We start from the raw sequence: 20772 nt of genomic DNA on the forward strand, positions 1-20772 counted from the left end.
CAGTTTCTTTACGTTCCTGTATCGTAACGTATCTAGGTGAGAAGATGACCCCATGCGTGACATCGACCGGCCCCGCGGCGGCAGGCCCCGCGACAGCGACGCCTCCCAGCGCATCCTGCGCGCCACGCTCGAAATCGTCGCGGAGAACGGGCCGGCGAGGACGACCATCGAGGCCGTCGCCCGCCGCGCGGGCGTCGGCCGTCCCACCGTGTACCGCCGCTGGCCCGACATCGCTCCGCTGGTCTCGGACGCGGTGGACATGGCCTTCGCCCAGGTGGGCGAGACCGCCGGGGAGGACGACGACGTCGCCACCGCCCTGGAGACCCTGCTCCGCGAAAAGATCACCGTGCTGACGACGACCCTCGCCGGAGAGCTGATCAGACAGCTCGCACCGCACATCGCGGCCGAGGACGACCTCGGGAAGGCCCTGTCACAGGCCCATAGCCACCAGCACGCCACCCTGGCCCCCCTCCTGGAGCGGGCTCGGCGGGAGGGCCGGCTGAACCTCCCGAGCGTCGCACTGGCCGGTGAAGCCGTGCTGGGCGTCATCTACCTGCGTCTGCTCACCGAGATGCCTCCGCTCGACCCTGGTCAGGCGGCGGAGCTGGCCGCGATGGCCGTCCGCCCGAGGAGCGGCGAGGAGCCCGGTCAGGAGCACCCCTGCCGCCCGTGACCCACCGACGCCCGTGACCCGTCGACGCCGGTGATCAGGGCCTGCGGCGGGCGGGGACGGGGGCTCCGATGAGGAGGCGGCGGACGGCGTCCCACACGCCGCGGAGCGCGGCCTCGACCTCGGGCGACTCCTCCCCCAGGATGCGGACCCACGCGCCGCAGTCCCTCGGGAGCACACTGGCTCCGGCGCGCAGGCTCGGCGACGCCCGCGAGACGTGCCCGGCCAGCGCCTCGTGCAGGGTGTCGGCGACCACGGGGGCGGGGACCGCGCCGGTCACCACGAACAGCGTCGCCATCACCCCGAAGCCGTCGAGGACGGCGGGACCCGTCACGCCGCCTTCCGACGGCACCAGCCGTACGGTGTCGGCGAAGAGCGTCTCCCCGCCGGGGCGGCTCGCCTCCAGGTCGGCGCAGTAGGCGTCGTAGTCGTTGCGCTCTCCCCTGGCGAGACGGCCGACGAGCAGGCTCTCGCCGAGCACCACCGTGGCCGACGGGTCGGCCACGAGCCGGACGCGCTGGTAGAACCGGGAGCGCGCGAACGGGATCGTCGCGTGCGGGACGTACTCCACGTAGCTCCCGGGACCCGCGGTGACGGTGACGAGCTGGGTGGCGTAGTCCTGCTCCATCTTGTAGATCTTCGTGGCGGCCTGGGTGGTCAGGTTGACCTCGGTGCCGGGGCCGCAGGTGAAGTCCATGCGGTAGCGGTCCCCCTGGACGACGCCGCCGCCCGCGGTCATCAGCATGACGTAGGCCATCTCGGGACGGCGCTCGTCGTAGTAGAGGGGCCGCATGATCTGCAACGGGGTCTTCTGGTAGTGGCCGGTCAGCTCGGTCCGCCGCTCCGTCCTGCCGAACTCCAGCTCCAGCACCCCGACCTTGCCCGGGCTGCCCACCGGCAGCGTGTCCGGGACGGCGGCGTACCCGGCGACGGCATCCGGGATCCGGTCGATCGTGTAGCGTGCGGGAGCCAGCCGGTCGACGGGGATGACGCGGGCCGTCCCGTTCACGGGACCAGCCCCGTTCACGCGATCACCCCCGTTCACGGGACCGGCTCCGTTCACGCGATCCCCCTCGTTCACGGGACCAGCCACGTTCACGCGATCGGCCCCGTTCACGCGATCGGCCCCGTTCACGCGGCCCCTCCGGCTCACGGGAGTCTCGCGTGCCCCTATCGTGCCGGGGAACACGCCACGGCCCCGCGTACCTCGATGAAGTCGGCGACCTCGGCCACCCCCGCGCCGGTCAGGCAGTCGGTGAGCAGGACCGGCCGGTCACCGCGTACGGCGTGGGCGTCGCGTTCCATCACCGACAGATCGGTACGGACGTACCGGGCGATGTCGATCTTGTTGATCACGAGCAGGTCGGAGTCGGTGATCCCCGGGCCGCGTTTGCGCGGCATCTTCTCACCCTCCGCGGTGTCGAGCACGAAGATGTACACGTCGGCCAGCGCGGGGCTGAAGGTGAGCGTCAGGTTGTCCCCGCCGCTCTCGAACAGCAGGATGTCGATGTCGGGGAAGCGGTCGAGCATCTCGGCCCCCGCAGCGAGGTTCATCGTGGGGTCGTCCCTGACCGCGGTGTGCGGGCAGGCCCCGGTCTCCACGCCGACCACGCGCCGCGGGTCGAGGATCCCTGCCAGCGAGCGGCGGACGTGCTGGGCGTCCTCCTGGGTGTAGATGTCGTTGGTGATGACGCCCGGCGTGTGCCCCCGCTCGATCAGCAGCGGCACCACGGCCTCGATCAGGGCCGTCTTGCCCGATCCGACGGGGCCGCCGATGCCCACCTTCAGTGTGTTGTCCATGGGTCTCCCTCCGATGCGGTGACGAGGTCAGGTTGTGAAGAGGCGGGCGGGCGCCCGCTCGTGCGCGGCGGAGACGGTGTCGGCGAGGGGCACGGAGCCGTGGATGTCGTCCGGGCTCCGGGCCGCGAGAGCGGTCGCCGCGGCGCGGGCGATCTCGGGGTGCGCGCCGTACAGGATCTCCTGGGCCTGGCGGAAGTCCACCCTGCCCAGACGGACGGCGGCACCGGTCCAGCTTGAGGCGAAGGCGAACAGGTCCCCCGTGACCGCCTGCGCCTCGGGCACTCCGAGGACGGCGTGGACCGCGCCGACCACCACGGCGTGGTTGCCCGGCGTGACCCTGTCTCGCACCAGGGACGCCAGCTTCTCCAGGGAGGCACGCCTGCCCGGGGCGACGGGCCTTCCCGGGGAGAGGAACCGCCCCGGGACGGCGGACCGGCCGTCCGGGCCCGGCCTGCCGAAGACCCGGACGGCGGTTTCCAGTACCTGACGCCCCGTCCGGGTCGCCGCGACCCGCAGCTCGCGGTTGAGCTTGATCGCGTGCAGCCGCCGGTCCGCCGCGACCAGCAGGTCCCAGTCCTCCTCGGTCACCGCGCGGTGCGCGAGCACGAGCGCCGTCGCGTCGCCCGGCCCGACGGAGTGGCGGAGCAGGTCGGCCAGCAGGCCCGGCAGGTCGGCGGGACCGGCCAGGCCTGACTGGACGTAGCCCTCCAGCCCGTGCGACAGCGTGTACAGCCCGCTCGGGAAGGCCGAGTCGGTGAGCTGGAGCTGGGCGAGCAGCGAGGCGAGGTTCACCCGGGCCTCAGGCGATGAAGTAGAGCTGGGTCAGCGGCAGCCTGGCCGCCGGTTCGATGACGGCGTGCTCGCCGTCGACCATGACCTTGTAGGTCTCGGGGTCGACGCTGATCTGCGGAAGGGCGCTGTTGCGGATCATGTCCTGCTTGCCGATCGTGCGGCAGCCCCGCACCGGGTGGATCATCCGTTCGAGGCCGAGCTTGCCCGGCACCCCGGCGGCGATTCCCGCCTGGGACATGAAGGTGATGTTCGTCGCGGGCAGCGCCTTGCCGAACGCGCCGAACATCGGCCGGTAGTAGACGGGCTGGGGTGTCGGCAGCGAGGCGTTCGGGTCGCCCATCTGCACCCAGCTGATCTGGCCGCCCTTGACGACCACGTACGGCTTCGCGCCGAACCCGTGCATCTTCCAGAGCACGATGTCGGCGAGCTTGCCCGCCTCCAGGGAGCCGATCACGTCGGAGATGCCCGTGGTGCGGGCCGGGTTGATCGTCAGCTTGGCCAGGTAGCGCAGGACCCTGAAGTTGTCGTTGCGGTCGGAGTCCTCCGGCAGCCTGCCCCGCTGTTCCTTGCAGTGGTGGGCGATCTGGAAGGCCCTGGTGAAGGACTCGCCGATCCGGCCCATCGCCTGCGAGTCGGAGGAGATCATGCTGAGCACGCCCAGGTCGTGCATGACGGTCTCGGCCGAGATTGTCTCGGCGCGGACCCGGCTGTCGGCGAAGGCGAGGTCCTCGGGGTTGTCGTGGCTGAGGTGGTGGCAGACCATCACCATGTCCAGGAGCTCGTCCATGGAGTTGACGGTGTAGGGCAGCGTCGGGTTGGTCGAGGACGGCATCACGTTCGGCTCGCCCGAGATCCTGAGCAGGTCGGGGGCGTGGCCGCCGCCCGCGCCCTCGGTGTGGAAGGTGTGGATCGCGCGCCCGTTGATGGCGCTGATGGTGTCCTCGAGGAAGCCGCTCTCGTTCATGGTGTCGGTGTGGATGGCGACCTGGACGTCGTACTCGTCGGCGACCGTCAGCGAGTTGTCGATCACGGCGGGGGTCGAGCCCCAGTCCTCGTGGACCTTCAACGCGCACGCCCCCGCGAGGAGCTGCTCGCTCAGCGGTTCCGGTCTGCTGCCGTTGCCCTTGGCCATCAGGCCGATGTTGATCGGCAGGCCCTCGAACGACTGGAGCATCCGGCTGATCCCCCACGGCCCCGGCGTGCAGGTGGTGCCCCTCGTGCCGTCGGAGGGGCCGACGCCACCGCCGATCAGCGTGGTGATGCCGTTGCTCAGCGCGGCCTCGACCTGCTGCGGGGAGATGAGGTGGACGTGGCTGTCGATGGCTCCCGGGGTCGCGATCGTGTGCTCACCGGACAGCACCTCGGTGCCGGGGCCGACGACGAGCCTCGGGTCGACGCCGTCCTCGGTGTTCGGGTTGCCCGACTTGCCGATTCCGGCGATCATTCCGTCCCTGATGCCGATGTCCCCCTTGACGATGCCGAGGATCGGGTCGACGACGACGACGTTGGTGATCACCATGTCGAGCGCGCCGCTGTGGTTGGTCGCGCCGGGCGCGGACCCCATGCCGTCGCGGGCGGTCTTGCCGCCGCCGTAGACGGTCTCGTCCCCGTAGATGCCGGCGTTGTAGTCCTTCTCCACCTCGATCACGAGGTTGGTGTCGGCGAGCTTGACCCGGTCTCCGACGGTGGGGCCGAACATGTCGGTGTACTGCCTGCGGCTCATGGTGACCATCGGACGTCAGCCTTTCTTCCTCGAGGTCGTCGTGGCGGAGGCCGTCCTGCTCGACGCCGCCTTTCCGGAGGCCGTCGTGGTCTTCTTGGCGGCGGTCGCGGTCTTCCTGGGGGTCGTCGTGGTCTTCCTGGCCGCGGGCGCGGCCTTCTTCGCGGGTGCCTTCCCCGCCGCTCCGTTCCCGGTCTTGCGCTTGTCCTCCGGCACGTCGAGGAAGCCGAGGATGTCCATGCGTTCCAACGCGACCCGATGGGTCTTGCCCGCCCTGACGCTGCCGTCGACCAGCCCGCTGAAGCCGTAGACACGCAGGCCGCCGCCGTACTCGACGAGGTCGACCTCGCGGGTGTCCCCCGGTTCGATCCGGATGGCGTTGCCCGCCGGGAGGTCCAGGTGCATGCCGTAGGCGGCGTCCCGGTCGAAGGAGATCGCCGGGTTGACCTCGAAGAAGTGGTAATGGGAACAGATCTGGACGGCCCGGTCGCCGGTGTTGCGGATGGTCAGGCTGGTCTTCCTCCGTCCCTGGTTGATCTCGATGTCGCCCTCGCCGTATATGTAGCGCTCGTGGTGCGGCAGGCCCTCATGCGGTCTGGTCTTGCGTGCCATGACTTCCCCTTCGATAACGGTGATCGTTCAGTGACTGTGGTCGTGATGGTGGTGGCCCGCGGAAACGGCGGCGAGGCCGTCGTCGGCGTACCGGGTCCACCGGTCGCGCGCGGTCTCGACCCTCCGCCCGACCAGCTCGCGCAGGGCGGCGGGGGCGAGCAGCGGGCCCGCCCAGCTCACGCCCTCCGGCAGGTCGGGGCGGACGAACGACGCGGGGACGACCCTGACGTGCCGCGCGCCGAGCAGGTGGCACCTGGCCACCGCCTCCGCGACGTCCGGCTGCCCGCCCATGAGGGCGACCTCGACCCAGCGCAGCCCGCTGTTCCTGCGGACCAGGTGGGCGACGCGGTACAGCTCCGCGTCCTCCTGTGCCGACGCGGAGGGCGCGGCCACCAGCACCGCCAGCACCGCCCACGGCCCGGCGGCGGTGGGGTCGCGGGCGGGACCGCCCGTGGATTCGATGGTGGAGCCGGTGACGGAAGGTGCCGGGGAGTCCGGTACGGCCGGGCGTCCGGCGGCGGCCCGTAGCCAGCCGACCAGGTGGGCGGTCGTGCCGAGCGGCGGGGCGAGGAGCAGCTCGCCCGGCTCGCGGCCCCGGCCGTTCCAGCGAAGGACCTGCGCGATCTGGGAGGCGAGTTCCGCGTCGCGCCCGAACGTCATCGGGACGACCACCGCGGGGCGCCGGGTGAGGGCGTACAGCTCACGCCCGACGGCGGTGACCCTCGCCCCCCGCAAGCCGCCGATCGCGCGACCGTCGTGGCTCTCGTGCCCGCCGACCAGCACCGTCTCCCAGGCCGCCGGCGACCGGCGTGCCGTCGCGGGTTCCCGTGTCACCGCCGGTGACTCCGCGTGCTGGAGCGCGGGCACGGTCAGGCGCCGACGGGATCGTGGCAGGAGACGAGCTTGGAACCGTCCGGGAAGGTCGCCTCGACCTGCATGAGCGGCAGCATCTCCCTGACCCCGTCCATGACGTCCGCGGGCCCGACGACCTTCTTGCCGAGTGCCATGCAGTCGGCGACCGACTTGCCCTCGCGGGCGGCCTCGAGGACGGCGGCGCTGACGAGCGCGACCGTCTCGCTGTAGTTGAGTTTCAGGCCGCGGTCCTTCCGCTTGGTCGCCAGGTCGGCCACGACGTAGATCATCAGCTTGTCGAGTTCTCGCGGTGTGAGGTTCATGGTCAGTCCTTTTTCTCGATGTTCGGGTGAGCCGTCGGATTTGAGTGAGCCGTCCGCCGGGCCGGGAGCGGGGACGCGGATCGCCCCGGACCGCTCATCCGGCCCGCCTGATCAGGGCGTACGCCGGGACGGCCGCGAGGAAGGCCCAGGTCACCAGGACGAACGGCCAGGTGAGGGTGTGGCCGCCGAACGGGGTGAAGAAGGTCGTCAGCGCGGCGGTCAGACCGGTCGCCGCGAGCGCCCCGAGGAAGGCGTAGAGACCGCCGGGCGGGGTCAGCGCGACGAAGATCCCGGCGAGCGCCATCCCCGTCAGGACCGCGTTGTAGCCGTAGAGGCCCGCGGCGATGTCGGCGGCGGGGGCGCCAAGCACCCAGGCGATCCCCATCCCGACCAGGCTGGAGAGCACCGCGGCGACGGCGGCGACCCGGCTGCCGACCACCAGGCCGACCAGGAAGATGAGCCCGACGTACCACTTGTTCTGGAAGAAGACCTGGCCGATCCCGTTGAACATGCCCTGCCAGACGTCGTTCCAGGTGAGGGCGGTACGGCCGGTGGCCGCCGAGGGGAGCGCGGGGCCGATCTTCCCCTGCTTGATCCGCTCGAAGGCCGGGGCCGCCAGCAGCGTCGCGCTGGTGACGATGCAGAACGGCGCGGTGAAGGTCGGCAGGTTGAACGGTTTGAGCAGGGTGACCAGCGCCGAGGTGATCACGCTGCCCGCGACGCATCCCAGGATGACCAGGAGGGTGGTCGTCCAGCTCACGCCGAAGTAGAGGGCGAACGCGACGCCGATGAGGGTGCCGCTGAACCCTTCGAGGCCCAGCGCGACCCGGTCGCGGGCCGCGCCGAGGGCGTCGGCGGTGAGGGTGGCGACCGCCGAGCCCAGCAGGCCGTACAGGCCGTAGCGCCAGCCGCCGACGAAGAGCGCGACGAGGAAGATCAGGCCGGTCCACGGGCTGGCCATGAAGTCGACCTGCCCGACCCCGCGGACCACGGCGACGAGCAGGTCCGGCAGCCTCAGCCACCGCATGGGCTGAGTCTTGTCCGCCGGGGTCGTCGATGTCACGTCGGCCCCTCCGAATTCTTCTCGCTCGGCGTTCGCTGATCGCCTTGAGCCGCATCGGTCGTCCTTCCCGGGACCGGTCAGCGACCCACCAGACATCACACCTTTTAATACGATCAATACCTATTTCTTACCGATTTTTACCTATCTCTCTTTATTGGCGCCAAAATCAATAAATCAGGTGTTTCGATGTTATTGATCCAGATCATTAAGAGATCATGGGAAAGAGGAGCTAAGCGAGGTTCGACGATGCCAACCGGACTGAATACCGGCGATTCCGCCTGGGTGCTGGTAAGCACCGCCATGGTCTTGCTGATGACCCCGGGCCTCGCGTTCTTCTACGGCGGCATGGTCCGTTCCAAGAATGTCTTCAGCATGCTCTTCATGAGCTTCGTCTCGATCAGTCTGGTAACCATCCTGTGGTTCGCGTACGGCTACGGGTTCGTCTTCGGCCCCGACGTGGGCGGGCTCGGCCTGATCGGCTTCGGCGACTTCCGCTTCACGAACATCAAGCCGACCGACCTGACGGGCTCGATCCCCACCTACGCCTACGCGCTCTTCCAACTCACCTTCGCCATCATCACCGTCGCGCTGATCACCGGCTCGGTCGCCGGGCGCATCCGGGTGGGACCGTGGATGATCTTCTCCGTCCTCTGGGTGACCCTGGTGTACTTCCCGATCGCGCACTGGGTCTTCGCGCCGTCGGGCTGGATCCACAAATGGGGGACGCTCGACTTCGCGGGCGGGCTGGTGGTCGAGCTCAACTCCGGCATGGCGGGCTTCGCGCTGGCGGTGGCACTGGGGCCCGGCGTGCGGTTCCGGCGGGGCGAGCCGCCCCAGCCCAGTAACATCCCGCTGGTCATGCTCGGCCTGGCCCTGCTGTGGTTCGGCTGGTTCGGCTTCAACGGAGGGTCGGCGCTGAACGACGGCCCGACCGCGGTCACGGCGTTCCTGAGCACCATGATCGCCGGATGCGCGGGCATGCTGACCTGGATGTTCATGGAATGGCTGCGCGCCCGCAGGCTCAGCAAGCTGGGCTCGGGCACCGGGGCCGTCGCGGGCCTGGTGGCCATCACCCCGTCGTGCGCCTTCGTCAACGCCGAGGGCGCCCTGCTGATCGGCATCGTGGCCGCCGTGCTGTGCTCCTTCGCCGTCGAGTGGAAGTTCGTGCTCGGCTACGACGACACCCTGGACGTGGTGGGCATCCACGGCATGGGCGGCATCGTGGGCACGCTGCTGATCGGGCTCCTGTCGACCGGCGTGATCAAAACCGCGGGCCTGTTCTACGGCGGCGGCGCCGCGCTCCTCGGCAAGCAGGCGGTGTCCATCGTGGTGGTCGCCGTCTACTCCTTCGTGGTCAGCTACCTGATCGGCAAGGTGGTCGACCGGCTCTTCCGGCTCAAGGCGACTCCGGCCGAGCAGCTCGCGGGCTCGGACCTGCAGTTCGGCCAGGGCTGAACCCGCCGTGCCAGGGACCGGTCAGCCCGCTCTGCCGAGAGCCGCGCCGACGATGGCCGCCACGAGGCCGCACAGCACGTTGATCACCAGGTTGAGCGCCGCCAGACGGCGCTCCCCCCTCTCCGCCAGCTTCAGGGTGTCGTTGGCGAAGGAGCTGTAGGTGCTGAGCGCCCCGCAGAAACCGGTGCCGACCAGGGCCAGCGTCCAGGCGGGCAGCCGCCCCGTGGAAACCGCCGCCCCGACCAGGCCGAGCAGGAACGAGGCGGAAACGTTCGCGGCGAAGATCCCCCAGGGGAAGCGGGTGGAGAGCCGCTTGTCCAGGAGGGCGCGGACCGGGGCTCCGACGACGCCGCCGAGCAGCACCAGGACGGCGGCGATCACATCGTCCTCCTGGCGAGGGCCGTCCCGGCGAACACCGCGAGCATCGCCAGCGCGGGCGTGAGAATCAGGTGGGCTGTGGCCACCCCGGGCTGGCCGTAGTGGAACCTCTGCTCCACGTTCACCGCGTAGGAGGAGAAGGTGGTGAAACCGCCGAGGAAACCGGTCGAGACGAACGGGCCGACGAGCGGGTGGCCCGGATGCCTCTCGTTCCAGACCGTGACCAGCCCGATCAGGAAACAGCCGGAGACACTGACCCACAGGAGGGTCCACTGGAAGCCGTGCGGCGGGTTGGGGAAGGCCAGATGCACCAGGTGGCGGGCCAGCGCGCCGAGGGCTCCTCCGCAGGCCACCGCGGCCAGTTCGGACCTAGAGATCTTCATGTCGGCAGGCTAGGCCCGAGGCGCCCCGGTGACGCTCCGCGACACCCCGCGACACTCCGCGACACTCCAGGGCCGCAGACGGCGGCGACCGGGGACCACCGCGCTAAACTGGAGATGAGGACATCTCGCCACCTGGCGGACGTCCGCGGCGGTGGGGCCCGCCGTACCCGAACCGCGGCACTTCGCTGCCGCCAACGGTCCCTACCCGTGACATCCCGTGCCCGTGTCCGCGGGCACCCGCCACGTGTAGGGGGAGACATGAGTTCGGACCAGGTGAGGTTGGCGACAGTGGCCGAGCCCGTCGACCCCGGCGTCCCTTTCCCGGACACGCGCAGGCGCCGGGAGGCGCGCCGCTCGCACCACCGGGTGGTCGCGGCGGTCGCGGCCGGTGGCGCGATCGGGGCGGGCGCCCGCTACGGGGCGGCCCTGCTCTGGCCGACCGAGCCGACCTCCTTCCCGTGGACCACCCTGTGCGTCAACGTGTCGGGGTGCCTGGTGATCGGGATCTTCCTGGTGACGCTGACCGAGGCGTGGACGGCGCCCTCCTGGGTGCGGCCGTTCTTCGCCACCGGGGTGCTCGGCGGATTCACCACCTTCTCCACCTACTGCGTGGACATCGAACGCCTGGTGTCCGGGGGCCGCCCCGGCGTCGCGCTCGGTTACCTGGCCGTGACGGCCCTGGCCGCCCTGGTCGCGGTGACGGCCGGCGCGCGGGGCACCCGCCGCCTCCTGGCGACGAGGACGGCGAGGAGAATGAAATGATCATGTCCGGACGTGCTCTGCGTCTGACGGTCTTCGTCGACGACACCGACACCTGGCACCACCGCCCCATGTACACCGAGATCGTGCACCGCGCCCACGCCGCCGGGCTGGCCGGGGCCTCGGTCTTCCGCGGCCTCGAGGGGTTCGGCGCGACCTCGGTCGTGCACACCACCCGGCTGCTGTCGATGGCCGACGACCTGCCGGTGGCCGTCATGATCATCGATACCGAGGAGCGGATCCGCGCCTTCCTGCCCTGTCTGGACGACCTCCTCATCGAGGGGCTGGCCGTACTCGACGAGGTGGAGGTCGTCCACCACAGCGACGGGCGGGCAGCGGATTGAACTGGCTGCTGGTGCTGCTCGGCGGTGCCGTCGGCGCGCCGTTGCGCTATCTGACCGACCGGGCCGTGCAGGCCCGTCACGACACCGTCTTCCCCTGGGGCACCTTCACCGTCAACGTGGCCGGCTCGCTGGTCCTCGGCACGCTGACCGGGGCCGCCCTGTCCGGCGCGGTGGGGACCGGCGTGCAGCTGTTGCTGGGCACCGGCCTCTGCGGAGCGCTGACCACGTACTCGACGTTCTCGTACGAGACGCTGCGGCTGGCGGAGACCGGGGCGGTGTTCCTCGCCGTCACCAACGTGGCCGCCTCGATCGTCGCGGGGCTCGGCGCGGTCTTCGTCGGCCTCACGCTCGCCCAGGCGATGTTCGGATGACGGACGTACGGCGCCGCCCGTCAGGCCCGCTTCTGGGCCTCCCTGGCGGCGCGGGCGGCCTCGACCTTGGCGCTGGCGGCGTACTTGTCGACGTACTCCTGGCCGGAGAGCTCCATCAGGGCGTACATGATCTCGTCGGTGACCGCGCGCAGGACCAGGCGGTCCTCCTCCATCCCGTAGTAGCGGGTGAAGTCCAGCGGCTTGCCGAACTTCACCCCGGGACGGATGCCGAGCTTGGGGAGGGGACGGCCGGGCGGCATCATCTCGAAGGTGTTGACCATCGCCCACGGGACGACCGGGACGCGCGCCTCCAGTGCCAGCCTGGCCACACCGGTCTTACCCTTGTAGAGGCGCCCGTCGTGGGAGCGGGTTCCCTCGGGGTAGATGGCGAGCACCTGCCCCTCGGACAGGATGCGCTTGCCGGTGCGCAGCGCCGCCTCACTGGCCTTGCCGCCGGAACGGTCGATCGGGACGGTGCCCACACCGCTGAAGAAGGCCCGGCTGAGCACGCCCTTGACCCCGCGCCCCGTGAAGTAATCGGACTTGCCGAGCGAGATCACCTTGCGCGGCAGGAAGAGCGCTCCGAAGAAGTGATCGGCGAACGACAGATGGTTGCCGGCCAGAATCACCGGCCCTTCCTTCGGCACGTTGTCCACGCCCTCCGACCACGGGCGGAAGATGAAATGGAGGAAGGGCCAGAGGATGGCCTTCACCACCCAGTAGAACACGCGAGGCTCCTTCGGTCGTCGGGCGGGGACCTGGAGTCATCCTCCCATCTCCCGAGCGGACCACCTACATCGCCAAACCTCCCAAATCGACCTCTCGCAAAACACGCCCCAGTCGTGCGACGATCGGGCGAACATTACAAGGAGCTGCGATGCCAGTCATGCCCGGCGCGGAGCCGTACCACCATAAAGGCGGGCGGATCGGGGTGCTGCTCTGCCACGGATTCACGGGATCCCCACAGTCGCTGCGCCCCTGGGCGGAATATCTGGCAGATGCGGGCCTGAGCGTCGCGCTGCCCCGGCTGCCCGGCCACGGCACCACCTGGCAGGAGATGAACCGCACCCGCTGGGAGGACTGGTACGCCGAGTTGGACAAGGCGCTGGCCGACCTGCAGGGCCGCTGCGACGAGGTCTTCGTCGCGGGCCTGTCACTGGGCGGCTGCATGGCGCTGCGGCTGGCCCAGGTGCACGGCCGGGGCATCAGAGGCGTGGTGATCGTCAACCCGTCGATCGCCAGCGACGTCCCACTACTGGCGCTGGCACCTCTGCTAGGGCTGTTCATCTCCTCGGTGCCGGGTGTGGCCGGGGACATCAAGAAGGAGGGGGCGACCGAGCTGGGCTACACACGCACCCCGGTCAAGGCTGCCGCCACCCTTCCCCGACTGTGGGCATTGACCCAGTCGGAGCTGTACAAGGTCACCCAACCGGTGCTGGTCTTTCACAGCCCGCAGGACCATGTAGTGAAACCGACCAGTTTGCGTATTTTGCGTGAGAGGCTGACCGGGGGGAATCTTAATGTTGTGGAGCTCAACGACAGTTATCACGTCGCGACTCTCGACAACGATGCGGATCGGATCTTTGCGGGGAGCCTGGAGTTCATCAACACGAACGCCTCTGTACCCTTGCAGGGAGACTGAACGCGAACGGGGCATGCGCGGTCTCCGGGAGGGACGGGCCAGCTAAGTGACACCCCAAAGCGATGAGGACGAGGTCTGGCGTCAGATCGTCGCCTCCTTCAACGACACCGCCGAGCTCGACGCGGCCGACCAGCCATGGCCGGACAGCGAGAACCTCCCCGCGGAGCCTCCCCGGAGAGTGATCAAGCAGTCGGACGAGGCACATCGCCCGCGGCCCGAGGAGCCCCTCGCCGAGGCCGGTGACGACGCCGACGAGGACGACGACGACGACGAGGGTCACTACGTTCCCCCGCCCCCGCCCCCGCTGCCCAAGACCGACACCGCCACCAAGATCGCTTGGCTGGCCCTGTTCGGCGGCCCCGCCTACCTGTTGCTGAGCGCCGCCCTGAACTGGCGGCTCCAGGGATGGATGTTGTTCACCGCGGTCGCGGCCTTCATCGGCGGCTTCGTGGCGCTGGTGGTGCGGATGGGTGACGGCCCGCCGAACGACTCGGGATGGGACGACGGCGCGGTCATTTGAGGGGCCCGGGACCGCCGGACCCGGCGCGGCGGTCACGCTCGCCCGGCGAGCCGGTCACCGGGGCGGCCGGACGGCCCGCGGCCCCGCTATGCCGGGCCGAGCACTCTCGGTGTGACCAGAGCGAGCGCGACGTCGACGAAGTACTCCTCTGAGCTGTCCTGGACACCGAGGATGACGCTCTGCCCGAGACCGGACATCGTCGCCTTCAGCGCGCGGGCCAACCGCAGGGCCTGGCTCAGAGTGAGCGTGGATCCGCCGCTCACCCGGCCGGCGAACAGCGCGGCGAAGGGCGTCTCCGAGGCGTGCACCGCATCACCGAGCCCGGTCCGCAGTTCTGCGTCGTTCAACATGAGGTCCACCAGGCGCCACTCGAAGAGGAGTTGCCCGACGGTCGCGGGGTCGTTCGCCATGCGCCAGAAGTAGCGGGCCACCTCGGCCACGACCGCCTCCAACGGCAGGCCCGGAGAGGCGGCGTCCGCCAGGCTCGGGCCGAACCGGCCCACATAGTCGGTCACCATGGCGACCAGCAGCCCGTTCTTGCCGCCGAACAGCGAGTAGACCGCGCCTGTCGTCAGACCGGCCCGCTCGACGATCTCCTCCAGCTTCGCCCGTGAGCCCTCCCGCCCGACCACCTCGCGGGCGGCGTCGATCAGGGCGCGCTTGTTGGCCTCCTTGCTCTGCGCCCTCGTCATCCTCATGAACTCCTCCTCCGCCTGTTGCCGAAACGATAAATGGATTATTAGAGTAATTCAGACTACTAGGAACGTGTGGAGACCAGATGGACGTCGACAAGCACATCAGCCGGATCCCCGACTACACCGCGTTCCCGACCGTGGACCAGATGCACGCCGAGCTCGACGAGCTCGCCGCCGCCCATCCGGACCTGGTACGGCTGCGCCGCATCGGCACCTCGCGCCTGGGCGAGCCGCTCCGCGTGGTCACGATCGGCTCCGGCCCCCGCGACGCGGTGATCATCGGCGGCCCCCACCCCAACGAGCCGATCGGCTCGCTCACCGTCAGCGCGCTGATGCACCGGCTCGTCGAGGACGCCTGGCTGCGGGAGGAGTTCGGCTTTCGCTGGCACCTGATCCCGTGCGTCGACCCCGACGGCGCCAGGCTGAACGAGGGCTGGTACGTCAGGCCCGGCGACCGGCGCGCCTACGCCGAGCACTTCTACCGGCCCGCCGAGGCCGACCAGGTCGAGTGGACCTTCCCGCTGACCGAGGGCGAGCACTTCTTCGACCGCACACTGCCCGAGACCGAGGCCCTGATGCGGCTGATGGACGAGGTCAAACCGGCCTTCGTCTACTCCCTGCACAACGGCGAACTCCAGGGCGCCTTCTACTACCTCAACAGGAACGAGCCCGAGCTCGCCGTCCGCCTGGCCCGCCTCGCGACCGGCCAGGGACTGCCCCTGCACATGGGGGCCTCGGAGGTGCCGGGCGCGGTCCCGTTCGGCCCCGGTGTCTACCCGACGCCGCTCGGCGCCGAACTGGCCGGGCTCTACAACATCGGCGGCGGAAGCGTCGACTACGCGGCCCGCTCCGGCGCACTGCACCTGGTCACCGAGCTGCCCTACTGGGCCGACCCGCGTTTCGCCGACGAAACCCCCACCGGCCGCAAGCACGGCGACCTCCTCGCGACCGGCCTCGCCGAGCAGCGTGACCTGCTCACCGAGCTGAAACGATCCCTGGCCGCGGTCGAGCGCGACCTGACCGTGCCCTCGCCGTACCGCCGCTCCCTGATGGGTTTCCTCGACCTCTACGGCGATCTCCTCGAGGCATGGGAAACTCTGCCGGACGCCGACAGGCCCGCGACGGTCGCCGAGGTCGTCGACATCCGGCAGCGCACGCACACCATGCGGCTCAGGTACGGCGGGACCTACCTGCGCATGCTGGACGCCGAACTCGGCGCGGGCAACCAGACCCCGGCCATCCGGGCGGAGCGGGCCACGCTGGGCGCCCGCTTCGACGCGTGGTTCGCCGAGGCGCAGGCCGAAACCGCCGCCACGCCCATCCCGATCCGCACTCTGGTCGCCGTGCAGCTCGGCGCCGCGCTCCTCGCCGCGGACGCCCTGACCGGGTGACATGGTCGCGCGGCCCGGGCCGCGCGGCCACACCCCGGAGCGGCGCTCCTGACAGGGCCGGACGGATCGATCGGACCACGGCAGGCCTGTCGATCACCCCCGGGAGAGCGGCATGCCCGGCGGAGCGTCGTCAGGGGTCGGTCCGCCCGGATGCGCCGAACCGCTCGATCACGTCGGTGTAGCGGCCCGTGGCGTCCACCACGTGGCCGACGGTCCACACGGTCTCCGTGGCCGCCACGTAGGCCACCGACTGGAGCCTGATGGTCCGCGGGGTCGCGCTGTCGGCACCGCGCAGCACCTTGACCGTGTGACCGTCGTAGTTGAGCAGGAAGGCCTCTCCCGGCCGTTCCATGTCCACACCGGAGATCCAGAAGTGGCCCTTGCGGTCACCGGTCACGCCGTACAGACGCACGTCGGCGCCCGGAGCGGCCACCCGCGACCACTTCTTGCCGTTCCAGGACAGGATCAGCGGGCTGACCTTGCCCGACTTCTGATAGACACCGCCGACCGCCAGCGCCCGCTTCGGCGTTTCGAGATAGACGTCCCGCAGGTAGCCGCCCGGGACGTCCGGAGCTCCGGTGGTCTTCCAGCGACCACCGGACAGCTTCGCGATCAGCGGCCTGCCCCCGGTGTCGCCGACGGCCATGCCGTCGTTCTTGCCGGACAGCGCCACGCCGTACAGCGTGCCCTTGCCCTTGAGCTGCGTGAGTTTCCACTTGCCGCCGGTCCCCGCCAGGATCAGCGGCTGCTTGTCGCGGCGGCCGACCGCGGCTATCCGGCCCTGGACGGCGCCGACCCCGGCGAGCCAGTCTCCGACGTGCAGCTTGTCGACGACGACCCGGTCGAAGGTGGACCCGCTTCCCACGGCGAGGTACGGCATGCCGTCGTGCCCCTCGCCGACCGCCCACACCTGCCCGGGGGACGCCGCGGCGACGGAGCGCAACAGCCCCGCACCCGTCGGGTCGTTGCGGATGCCGACCTCGGTCCAGGTGCTGCCGTTCCAGTGGGTGATCGCGCCGCGGCTCTGCCAGATGTCCCAGACGCTCTCCTGGCCGACCGCCCAAACGTCGGAGGCTGAGATGCCCGCCACGTCGGACAGCGATCCGTCGCTGCTCAGCCGCGCGCTGGTCGGCGCCTGCCACGCCTCCGCGATGGGAGGGCTGGAAGGATCGGCGTGCGCGGCCGGCGGTTGCAAGGCCGTCAGGAGCAGTCCTCCCGCGCACAGCGCCAGCGCACGCCGCGGAAGGCGACGGGTCATGTCCAAATGGTACGGGGCGGAACGCGGCCCGTGTGCGTGCCTCCCTCAGTTGTCCTCCGGATGGGGATCTCGGGGAAATGCGCGAACCCGGGCCTGCCGGAGCCTTGGGGGTGAGCGGCTCCCCCACCGGTGACCCGCGGGATGAGCGGGCCGTTTCACCGGTCGTCTCACCGGCGTCACCGGCCGTCTCACCGGTCCGGCCGCCCGCGGGCAACCGCGAGTTCCGCGACGACCGGCAGGTGGTCGGTCGCGCGTTCCAGGTCGCGGGGATCGGCCTCGGCCCCGCCGCAGGAGGTCACCGAGAGCCCGGGCGCCGCGAAGATCGCGTCGATGCGCACCCGAGGCCGCCTGGCGGGGAAGGTCAGACCGTCACCGCGTGGCGAGAGCGGGTAGCAGTCGGTCAGCCGCTCGGTGATGAGCCGCCAGGCCGGTTCTCCGGCCCCCTCGTTGATGTCCCCGGCGAGCACGGGCAGCGCGCCGAACCGGTCGGCTGCGGCGTGCAGCAGGGTCAGCGCCTGACCCGCGTGGTACGACCTGGCGGCGGGTTCGAGGTCGAGGTGGACAGAGCCGACGGCCACCCGCCGCCCGCCCGACTCGACCACGGCGATCGCGAGCGCGCGCTGTTCCAGGCCGGGGAAGAACCTGAGCAGGTGTCCCTCCCCGTGCAGCGGCCGTACGGCGGGGCCGATCAGCACGGCCACCCCGCCCAGGCGGCGCCCCGCGACCACGGACATGCCGCCCGAGGCGGCCAGCCGCCCGCGCTTGCGGCGCCAGCGCAGGAACCTCGGCGCCTCCTGGACGCAGAGCACGTCGGCGCGGAGCCCGGCGATCACCCGCCCGAGCGCCGCGATGTCATCCTTCATGGAACGCACGTTGTAGGTGGCGATCCTGAGCGGCGCCTCGTCGCCCGCTCGCGATCTCGGCGGCGCCGTGTCCTCGTCCTGCGCCGCGTTCGGCGGTGTGTCCTCGTCCGGTGTGTCCTCGTCCGGCAGGGGATGTCCTTCCTTCAGCGGATCCTGGCGAGGTCCGCCGCCCCGACCAGGCCCGCGGACGCGCCAAGCTCGGCCAGGCGGATGTCGGCGACCGGACGATGTCCCCTGCCTGTCAGGGTGGCGGCGAAGCTCTCGCGAACCTGGTCGATCCACAGGTCGGCGGCGGTCGAGACGCCTCCGCCGAGGACGAAGCAGCCGGGGTCGAGGATGGCCGCGAGGTCGCACAGGCCCTGGGCGAGCCAGTCGGCCATCGTGGAGAACGCGGCCAGAGCGGCCGGATCTCCCTGCCTGGCCGCATCGGTGACCTCCTTCCCCTCGATCTGCTCCGGCGTGCCGCCGGCGATCTCCAGGAGCCTGGCAGCACGCCCCGGGTCCGCCCTGGCGATCTCCTTCGCCTCGATGACCAGGGCGTTTCCGCTGGCGTACTGCTCCCAGCAGCCGAGGTTCCCGCATCCGCACGGACGCCCCTCGGGGATGAGCTGCATGTGGCCGAGCTCCGCGCCCATGCCCCAGCGGCCCCGGTAGAGCGAGCCGCCGAGCACGATGCCGCCACCGATCCCGGTGCCCACGGTGACGCACACCAGGTGGGTCTCGCCGCGCCCCGCGCCGAACTTGGCCTCGGCCCACGCCATGGCGTTGGCGTCGTTCTCCACCACGACGGGCAGGCCGACCAGCGCGGAGACCTTCTTCTGCAACGGCTCCTCACGCCAGGCCAGGTTGGGCGCGAAGCGCACGAGGGCACGCGTCTCGTCGACGAACCCCGCGGCGCCGAGACCGACGGCCTCGATCTCCCGCTCCTTGGCCAGTTCCCTGACGGCCTCGGCGATGGTCTCCGCGACCCGCTCCGGGTCCCTGGCCGGAGTCGCCCGCAGAAGATGCTCGACGACGCGGCCGTCCTCGTCCACGACGCCCGCCGCGATCTTGGTGCCGCCGATGTCCACACCGATGGTCAGCGCCATTGCTCATCCTCTCCCCCTGGGCTCACCCCAGGTCGATGTGCTCCACGGGGGTTTCCTTCCGGTCGCGCTCACGCTCACGCTGCCCGGGTGAGGGCCTGTTGAGCCCGTCGACCGCGGACTTGAAGGCGGCGAACAGCTCGCTGCCCGCCTGCATCAGGTGGCCGGTGACCGCGCCACCCGCCTCGCGCTGCGCGGCCATCGCCCGGCAGACGGGGCAGGCCCGGCAGATGTACTCGTCGTGCTCGGAGACCGCCTCTCCCCACACGTCCTGGCTGCTCCGGCCGCCGCTGGAGAAGCCGCCGGAGAAGGCGCTGCCGAACCCGCTCATCGTGCCCCTGATCAGGTTCTTGCGCAGCTCCCTGGTCGCCTTCTGCTGGAGCGTGTCGAAGAGCTTGAACGCCTCTTCCGCCGCGCTGCCCAGCGGGTCCCTGTCGTTACCCCTGTCGTTGCCTCTGCCGTCCGCCCTGCCTGCGGTTCTGTCGCCGGCCCTGTTGTCGGCCCTGTTATCGGCCCTGTTATCGGCCCTGTTATCGGCTCTGTCGTCGCCGGGCTTGTCCGTGTCGCCGGCTCTTGCGGTGTTCTCAGTCATCAGGCCCTCCCGTCTCGAACCGTACCCGGAGAAGGCCGTCACGGAGCACGGCCTCTCGCACGGACCTGCGGGCCAGGGCCGCGGGCAGGGCCAGGACCCTGCGATGGGACCCGGCGTTGACGATCAGCTCGTCGCCCTTGCGCAGCAGGTCGACCTCGCTCCTGTCGGCGAGCGGCAGCGCCAGGAGCAGCTCGCCTTCGGGGGTGATCCGCAGCGGCGGGTCGGCGGTGGGCGGGGCGAAGGGGTCGGCCTCGCCGTACATGGCCTCCGCGACCAGGGCGAGGGCGTCAGGCCCGACGGGCTCCGCGTCGAGATAGGGCACCGTGTGCAGGGGCAGCGGGGCGAAGGACTCCCCGATCTCGGCCAGGTGCGCCGCCTGAGCCTCGACCCACCTGCGCCGCCAGGGGTCGGCCCCCTCGGCGGGGAAGACCCGGTTGGCGATCACCGCGTCGACGCGGTAGCCGTACAGGCTGAGGGAGGTGAGCGTACGGCGGGCCTCGGCCAGCACGACGGCCTCCGGGGTGAGCACGAGGCGGACGCTGGCGTCCGGGCCGGTGAGCAGCTCGCGGATCTCCATCAGGCCACGGTGGAGCCGTTCCCCCGCGCCGACCACGTGGTCGCCGGGGACGCTGACCTGGGCCACCTTGCGGATCAGCGGCGAAAGGGTGCGCAGCAGCCGCCTGCCGACCGGCAGCAACCGGTTGACGTGCCAGTCGAGGGCCTCGGGCAGGGCGAGCAGCCTGAGCGTCTCCGCGGTCGGCGCGCAGTCGACGACGATCACGTCCCAGGCTCCGGCGCGGGCGTGCTCGCGCAGTTGCAGCAGGGCGATGACCTCCTCGGCGCCGGGCAGCACCGTGATCTCCTCGGCGGTGACCTCGTCCAGGCCGAGCTCGGCGAACAGGCCCCTGGCGTAGTCGCGCAGCTCGCCCCACTGGCGCTCGAGCGCCCGCTGGGTGTCCACCTGGTGCAGGTAGAGGCCCGGCGTGACCTCGACCGGCTCGCCCCCCGCGGTCACGCCGAGCGCGTCGGCGAGCGAGTGGGCGGTGTCGGTCGAGACCACGAGCGTCTTGAGTCCCGCCCCTGCCGCCATGACGGCGGTGGCCGCGGCCGCGGTCGTCTTGCCGACCCCGCCCTTGCCGGTGAACAGCAGGATCCTGGTCACGTGCCCTCCCCTCGCGGTGCCGCGGCGGGCTCGCCGGGCCGT

Annotated in this window: 24 protein-coding genes and 1 pseudogene; 8 read left to right on the forward strand and 17 right to left on the reverse strand. The window is 70.7% G+C overall.

What is annotated here, in order from left to right:
* The first annotated feature begins 52 nt into the window (after window positions 1-52).
* Window positions 53-673 carry a TetR/AcrR family transcriptional regulator gene (locus tag AB0395_RS09235; RefSeq protein ID WP_366278555.1) on the forward strand — a complete coding sequence of 207 codons (621 nt, stop codon included), beginning with the start codon at window positions 53-55 and terminating at the stop codon, window positions 671-673.
* Between the two features lie 34 nt (window positions 674-707).
* On the opposite strand, the gene AB0395_RS09240 is transcribed toward AB0395_RS09235, so the two are convergent.
* The 8 genes and pseudogenes from AB0395_RS09240 to AB0395_RS09275 form a co-directional block, all read right to left on the reverse strand.
* Entirely contained in the window at window positions 708-1697 is a 990-nt protein-coding gene (locus tag AB0395_RS09240; RefSeq protein ID WP_366278557.1) for an urease accessory protein UreD, read from the reverse strand.
* A 143-nt stretch (window positions 1698-1840) separates the two neighbouring features.
* Window positions 1841-2470 carry an urease accessory protein UreG gene (ureG, locus tag AB0395_RS09245; protein WP_366278559.1) on the reverse strand — a complete coding sequence of 210 codons (630 nt, stop codon included), beginning with the start codon at window positions 2468-2470 and terminating at the stop codon, window positions 1841-1843.
* A 27-nt stretch (window positions 2471-2497) separates the two neighbouring features.
* A complete protein-coding gene (locus AB0395_RS09250; protein ID WP_366278561.1) occupies window positions 2498-3262 on the reverse strand; it encodes an urease accessory UreF family protein in 765 nt (254 codons plus the stop codon).
* A 7-nt stretch (window positions 3263-3269) separates the two neighbouring features.
* Window positions 3270-4994, reverse strand: a complete 1725-nt coding sequence (gene ureC / locus AB0395_RS09255; RefSeq protein ID WP_366278562.1) for an urease subunit alpha — start codon at window positions 4992-4994, stop codon at window positions 3270-3272.
* 264 nt (window positions 4995-5258) lie between these two features.
* Window positions 5259-5594 (reverse strand): annotated as a pseudogene (locus tag AB0395_RS09260) (urease subunit beta); the annotation flags it as partial.
* Between the two features lie 27 nt (window positions 5595-5621).
* Window positions 5622-6428: a hypothetical protein gene (locus AB0395_RS09265; RefSeq protein ID WP_366278564.1), complete on the reverse strand. Its 807-nt coding sequence runs from the start codon at window positions 6426-6428 to the stop codon at window positions 5622-5624.
* 35 nt (window positions 6429-6463) lie between these two features.
* Window positions 6464-6769 (reverse strand): urease subunit gamma, encoded by a 306-nt coding sequence (locus tag AB0395_RS09270; protein WP_366278566.1) that lies wholly within the window; start codon window positions 6767-6769, stop codon window positions 6464-6466.
* A gap of 94 nt (window positions 6770-6863) precedes the next feature.
* Entirely contained in the window at window positions 6864-7832 is a 969-nt protein-coding gene (locus tag AB0395_RS09275; protein WP_366278568.1) for an urea transporter, read from the reverse strand.
* 246 nt (window positions 7833-8078) lie between these two features.
* Between AB0395_RS09275 and AB0395_RS09280 the strand changes: the two genes are divergently transcribed.
* Window positions 8079-9287 carry an ammonium transporter gene (locus tag AB0395_RS09280; protein WP_366278570.1) on the forward strand — a complete coding sequence of 403 codons (1209 nt, stop codon included), beginning with the start codon at window positions 8079-8081 and terminating at the stop codon, window positions 9285-9287.
* Window positions 9288-9308: 21 nt separating this feature from the next.
* Here the strand turns inward: AB0395_RS09280 and AB0395_RS09285 are convergent, their stop codons facing one another.
* Together AB0395_RS09285 and AB0395_RS09290 are read right to left on the reverse strand one after the other, a co-directional pair.
* Window positions 9309-9668, reverse strand: a complete 360-nt coding sequence (locus AB0395_RS09285) for a CrcB family protein (RefSeq protein WP_366278572.1) — start codon at window positions 9666-9668, stop codon at window positions 9309-9311.
* Window positions 9665-10048: a CrcB family protein gene (locus AB0395_RS09290; protein ID WP_366278574.1), complete on the reverse strand. Its 384-nt coding sequence runs from the start codon at window positions 10046-10048 to the stop codon at window positions 9665-9667. The genes AB0395_RS09285 and AB0395_RS09290 overlap by 4 nt, the downstream gene beginning before the upstream one ends.
* A 258-nt stretch (window positions 10049-10306) precedes the next feature.
* Between AB0395_RS09290 and AB0395_RS09295 the strand changes: the two genes are divergently transcribed.
* From AB0395_RS09295 to crcB, 3 genes are read left to right on the forward strand one after another with little or no spacing between them, the layout of a single operon-like run.
* Window positions 10307-10810: a CrcB family protein gene (locus tag AB0395_RS09295; RefSeq protein ID WP_366278576.1), complete on the forward strand. Its 504-nt coding sequence runs from the start codon at window positions 10307-10309 to the stop codon at window positions 10808-10810.
* A complete protein-coding gene (locus AB0395_RS09300) occupies window positions 10807-11151 on the forward strand; it encodes a DUF190 domain-containing protein (RefSeq protein ID WP_366278578.1) in 345 nt (114 codons plus the stop codon). Before AB0395_RS09295 ends, AB0395_RS09300 begins: the two co-directional genes overlap by 4 nt.
* Window positions 11148-11522: a fluoride efflux transporter CrcB gene (crcB, locus tag AB0395_RS09305; RefSeq protein ID WP_366278580.1), complete on the forward strand. Its 375-nt coding sequence runs from the start codon at window positions 11148-11150 to the stop codon at window positions 11520-11522. Before AB0395_RS09300 ends, crcB begins: the two co-directional genes overlap by 4 nt.
* Before the next feature lie 20 nt (window positions 11523-11542).
* Here crcB and AB0395_RS09310 read toward each other — a convergent pair whose 3' ends face one another.
* Window positions 11543-12250: a lysophospholipid acyltransferase family protein gene (locus AB0395_RS09310; RefSeq protein WP_366278582.1), complete on the reverse strand. Its 708-nt coding sequence runs from the start codon at window positions 12248-12250 to the stop codon at window positions 11543-11545.
* 149 nt (window positions 12251-12399) lie between these two features.
* On the opposite strand from AB0395_RS09310, the gene AB0395_RS09315 reads away from it, so the two are divergent.
* Both AB0395_RS09315 and AB0395_RS09320 read left to right on the forward strand, forming a co-directional pair.
* Complete coding sequence (locus tag AB0395_RS09315) at window positions 12400-13164, forward strand: alpha/beta fold hydrolase (RefSeq protein WP_366278584.1); 765 nt, start codon at window positions 12400-12402, stop codon at window positions 13162-13164.
* 46 nt (window positions 13165-13210) lie between these two features.
* A complete protein-coding gene (locus AB0395_RS09320) occupies window positions 13211-13684 on the forward strand; it encodes a hypothetical protein (RefSeq protein WP_366278585.1) in 474 nt (157 codons plus the stop codon).
* Window positions 13685-13770: 86 nt separating this feature from the next.
* On the opposite strand, the gene AB0395_RS09325 is transcribed toward AB0395_RS09320, so the two are convergent.
* A complete protein-coding gene (locus AB0395_RS09325; protein ID WP_366278587.1) occupies window positions 13771-14382 on the reverse strand; it encodes a TetR/AcrR family transcriptional regulator in 612 nt (203 codons plus the stop codon).
* An 80-nt stretch (window positions 14383-14462) separates the two neighbouring features.
* Here AB0395_RS09325 and AB0395_RS09330 point away from each other — a divergent pair, with 80 nt between their 5' ends.
* Window positions 14463-15770 carry a M14 family zinc carboxypeptidase gene (locus AB0395_RS09330; RefSeq protein WP_366278589.1) on the forward strand — a complete coding sequence of 436 codons (1308 nt, stop codon included), beginning with the start codon at window positions 14463-14465 and terminating at the stop codon, window positions 15768-15770.
* A 130-nt stretch (window positions 15771-15900) separates the two neighbouring features.
* Here the strand turns inward: AB0395_RS09330 and AB0395_RS09335 are convergent, their stop codons facing one another.
* From AB0395_RS09335 to AB0395_RS09355, 5 genes are all read right to left on the reverse strand, one after another.
* Complete coding sequence (locus AB0395_RS09335; protein WP_366278591.1) at window positions 15901-17028, reverse strand: hypothetical protein; 1128 nt, start codon at window positions 17026-17028, stop codon at window positions 15901-15903.
* Window positions 17029-17216: 188 nt separating this feature from the next.
* A complete protein-coding gene (locus AB0395_RS09340) occupies window positions 17217-17900 on the reverse strand; it encodes an endonuclease/exonuclease/phosphatase family protein (RefSeq protein WP_366278592.1) in 684 nt (227 codons plus the stop codon).
* A 134-nt stretch (window positions 17901-18034) separates the two neighbouring features.
* A complete protein-coding gene (locus AB0395_RS09345; protein ID WP_366278593.1) occupies window positions 18035-18979 on the reverse strand; it encodes an ROK family glucokinase in 945 nt (314 codons plus the stop codon).
* Between the two features lie 22 nt (window positions 18980-19001).
* Window positions 19002-19568, reverse strand: coding sequence for a hypothetical protein (locus tag AB0395_RS09350; RefSeq protein ID WP_366278595.1), 567 nt, complete (start codon window positions 19566-19568; stop codon window positions 19002-19004).
* Window positions 19561-20730 (reverse strand): ArsA family ATPase, encoded by a 1170-nt coding sequence (locus AB0395_RS09355; protein WP_366278597.1) that lies wholly within the window; start codon window positions 20728-20730, stop codon window positions 19561-19563. The genes AB0395_RS09350 and AB0395_RS09355 overlap by 8 nt, the downstream gene beginning before the upstream one ends.
* Between the last annotated feature and the right edge of the window lie 42 nt (window positions 20731-20772).

Origin of the sequence: Streptosporangium sp. NPDC051023, assembly GCF_040689595.1 — a bacterium.
Lineage (GTDB): Bacteria > Actinomycetota > Actinomycetes > Streptosporangiales > Streptosporangiaceae > Streptosporangium.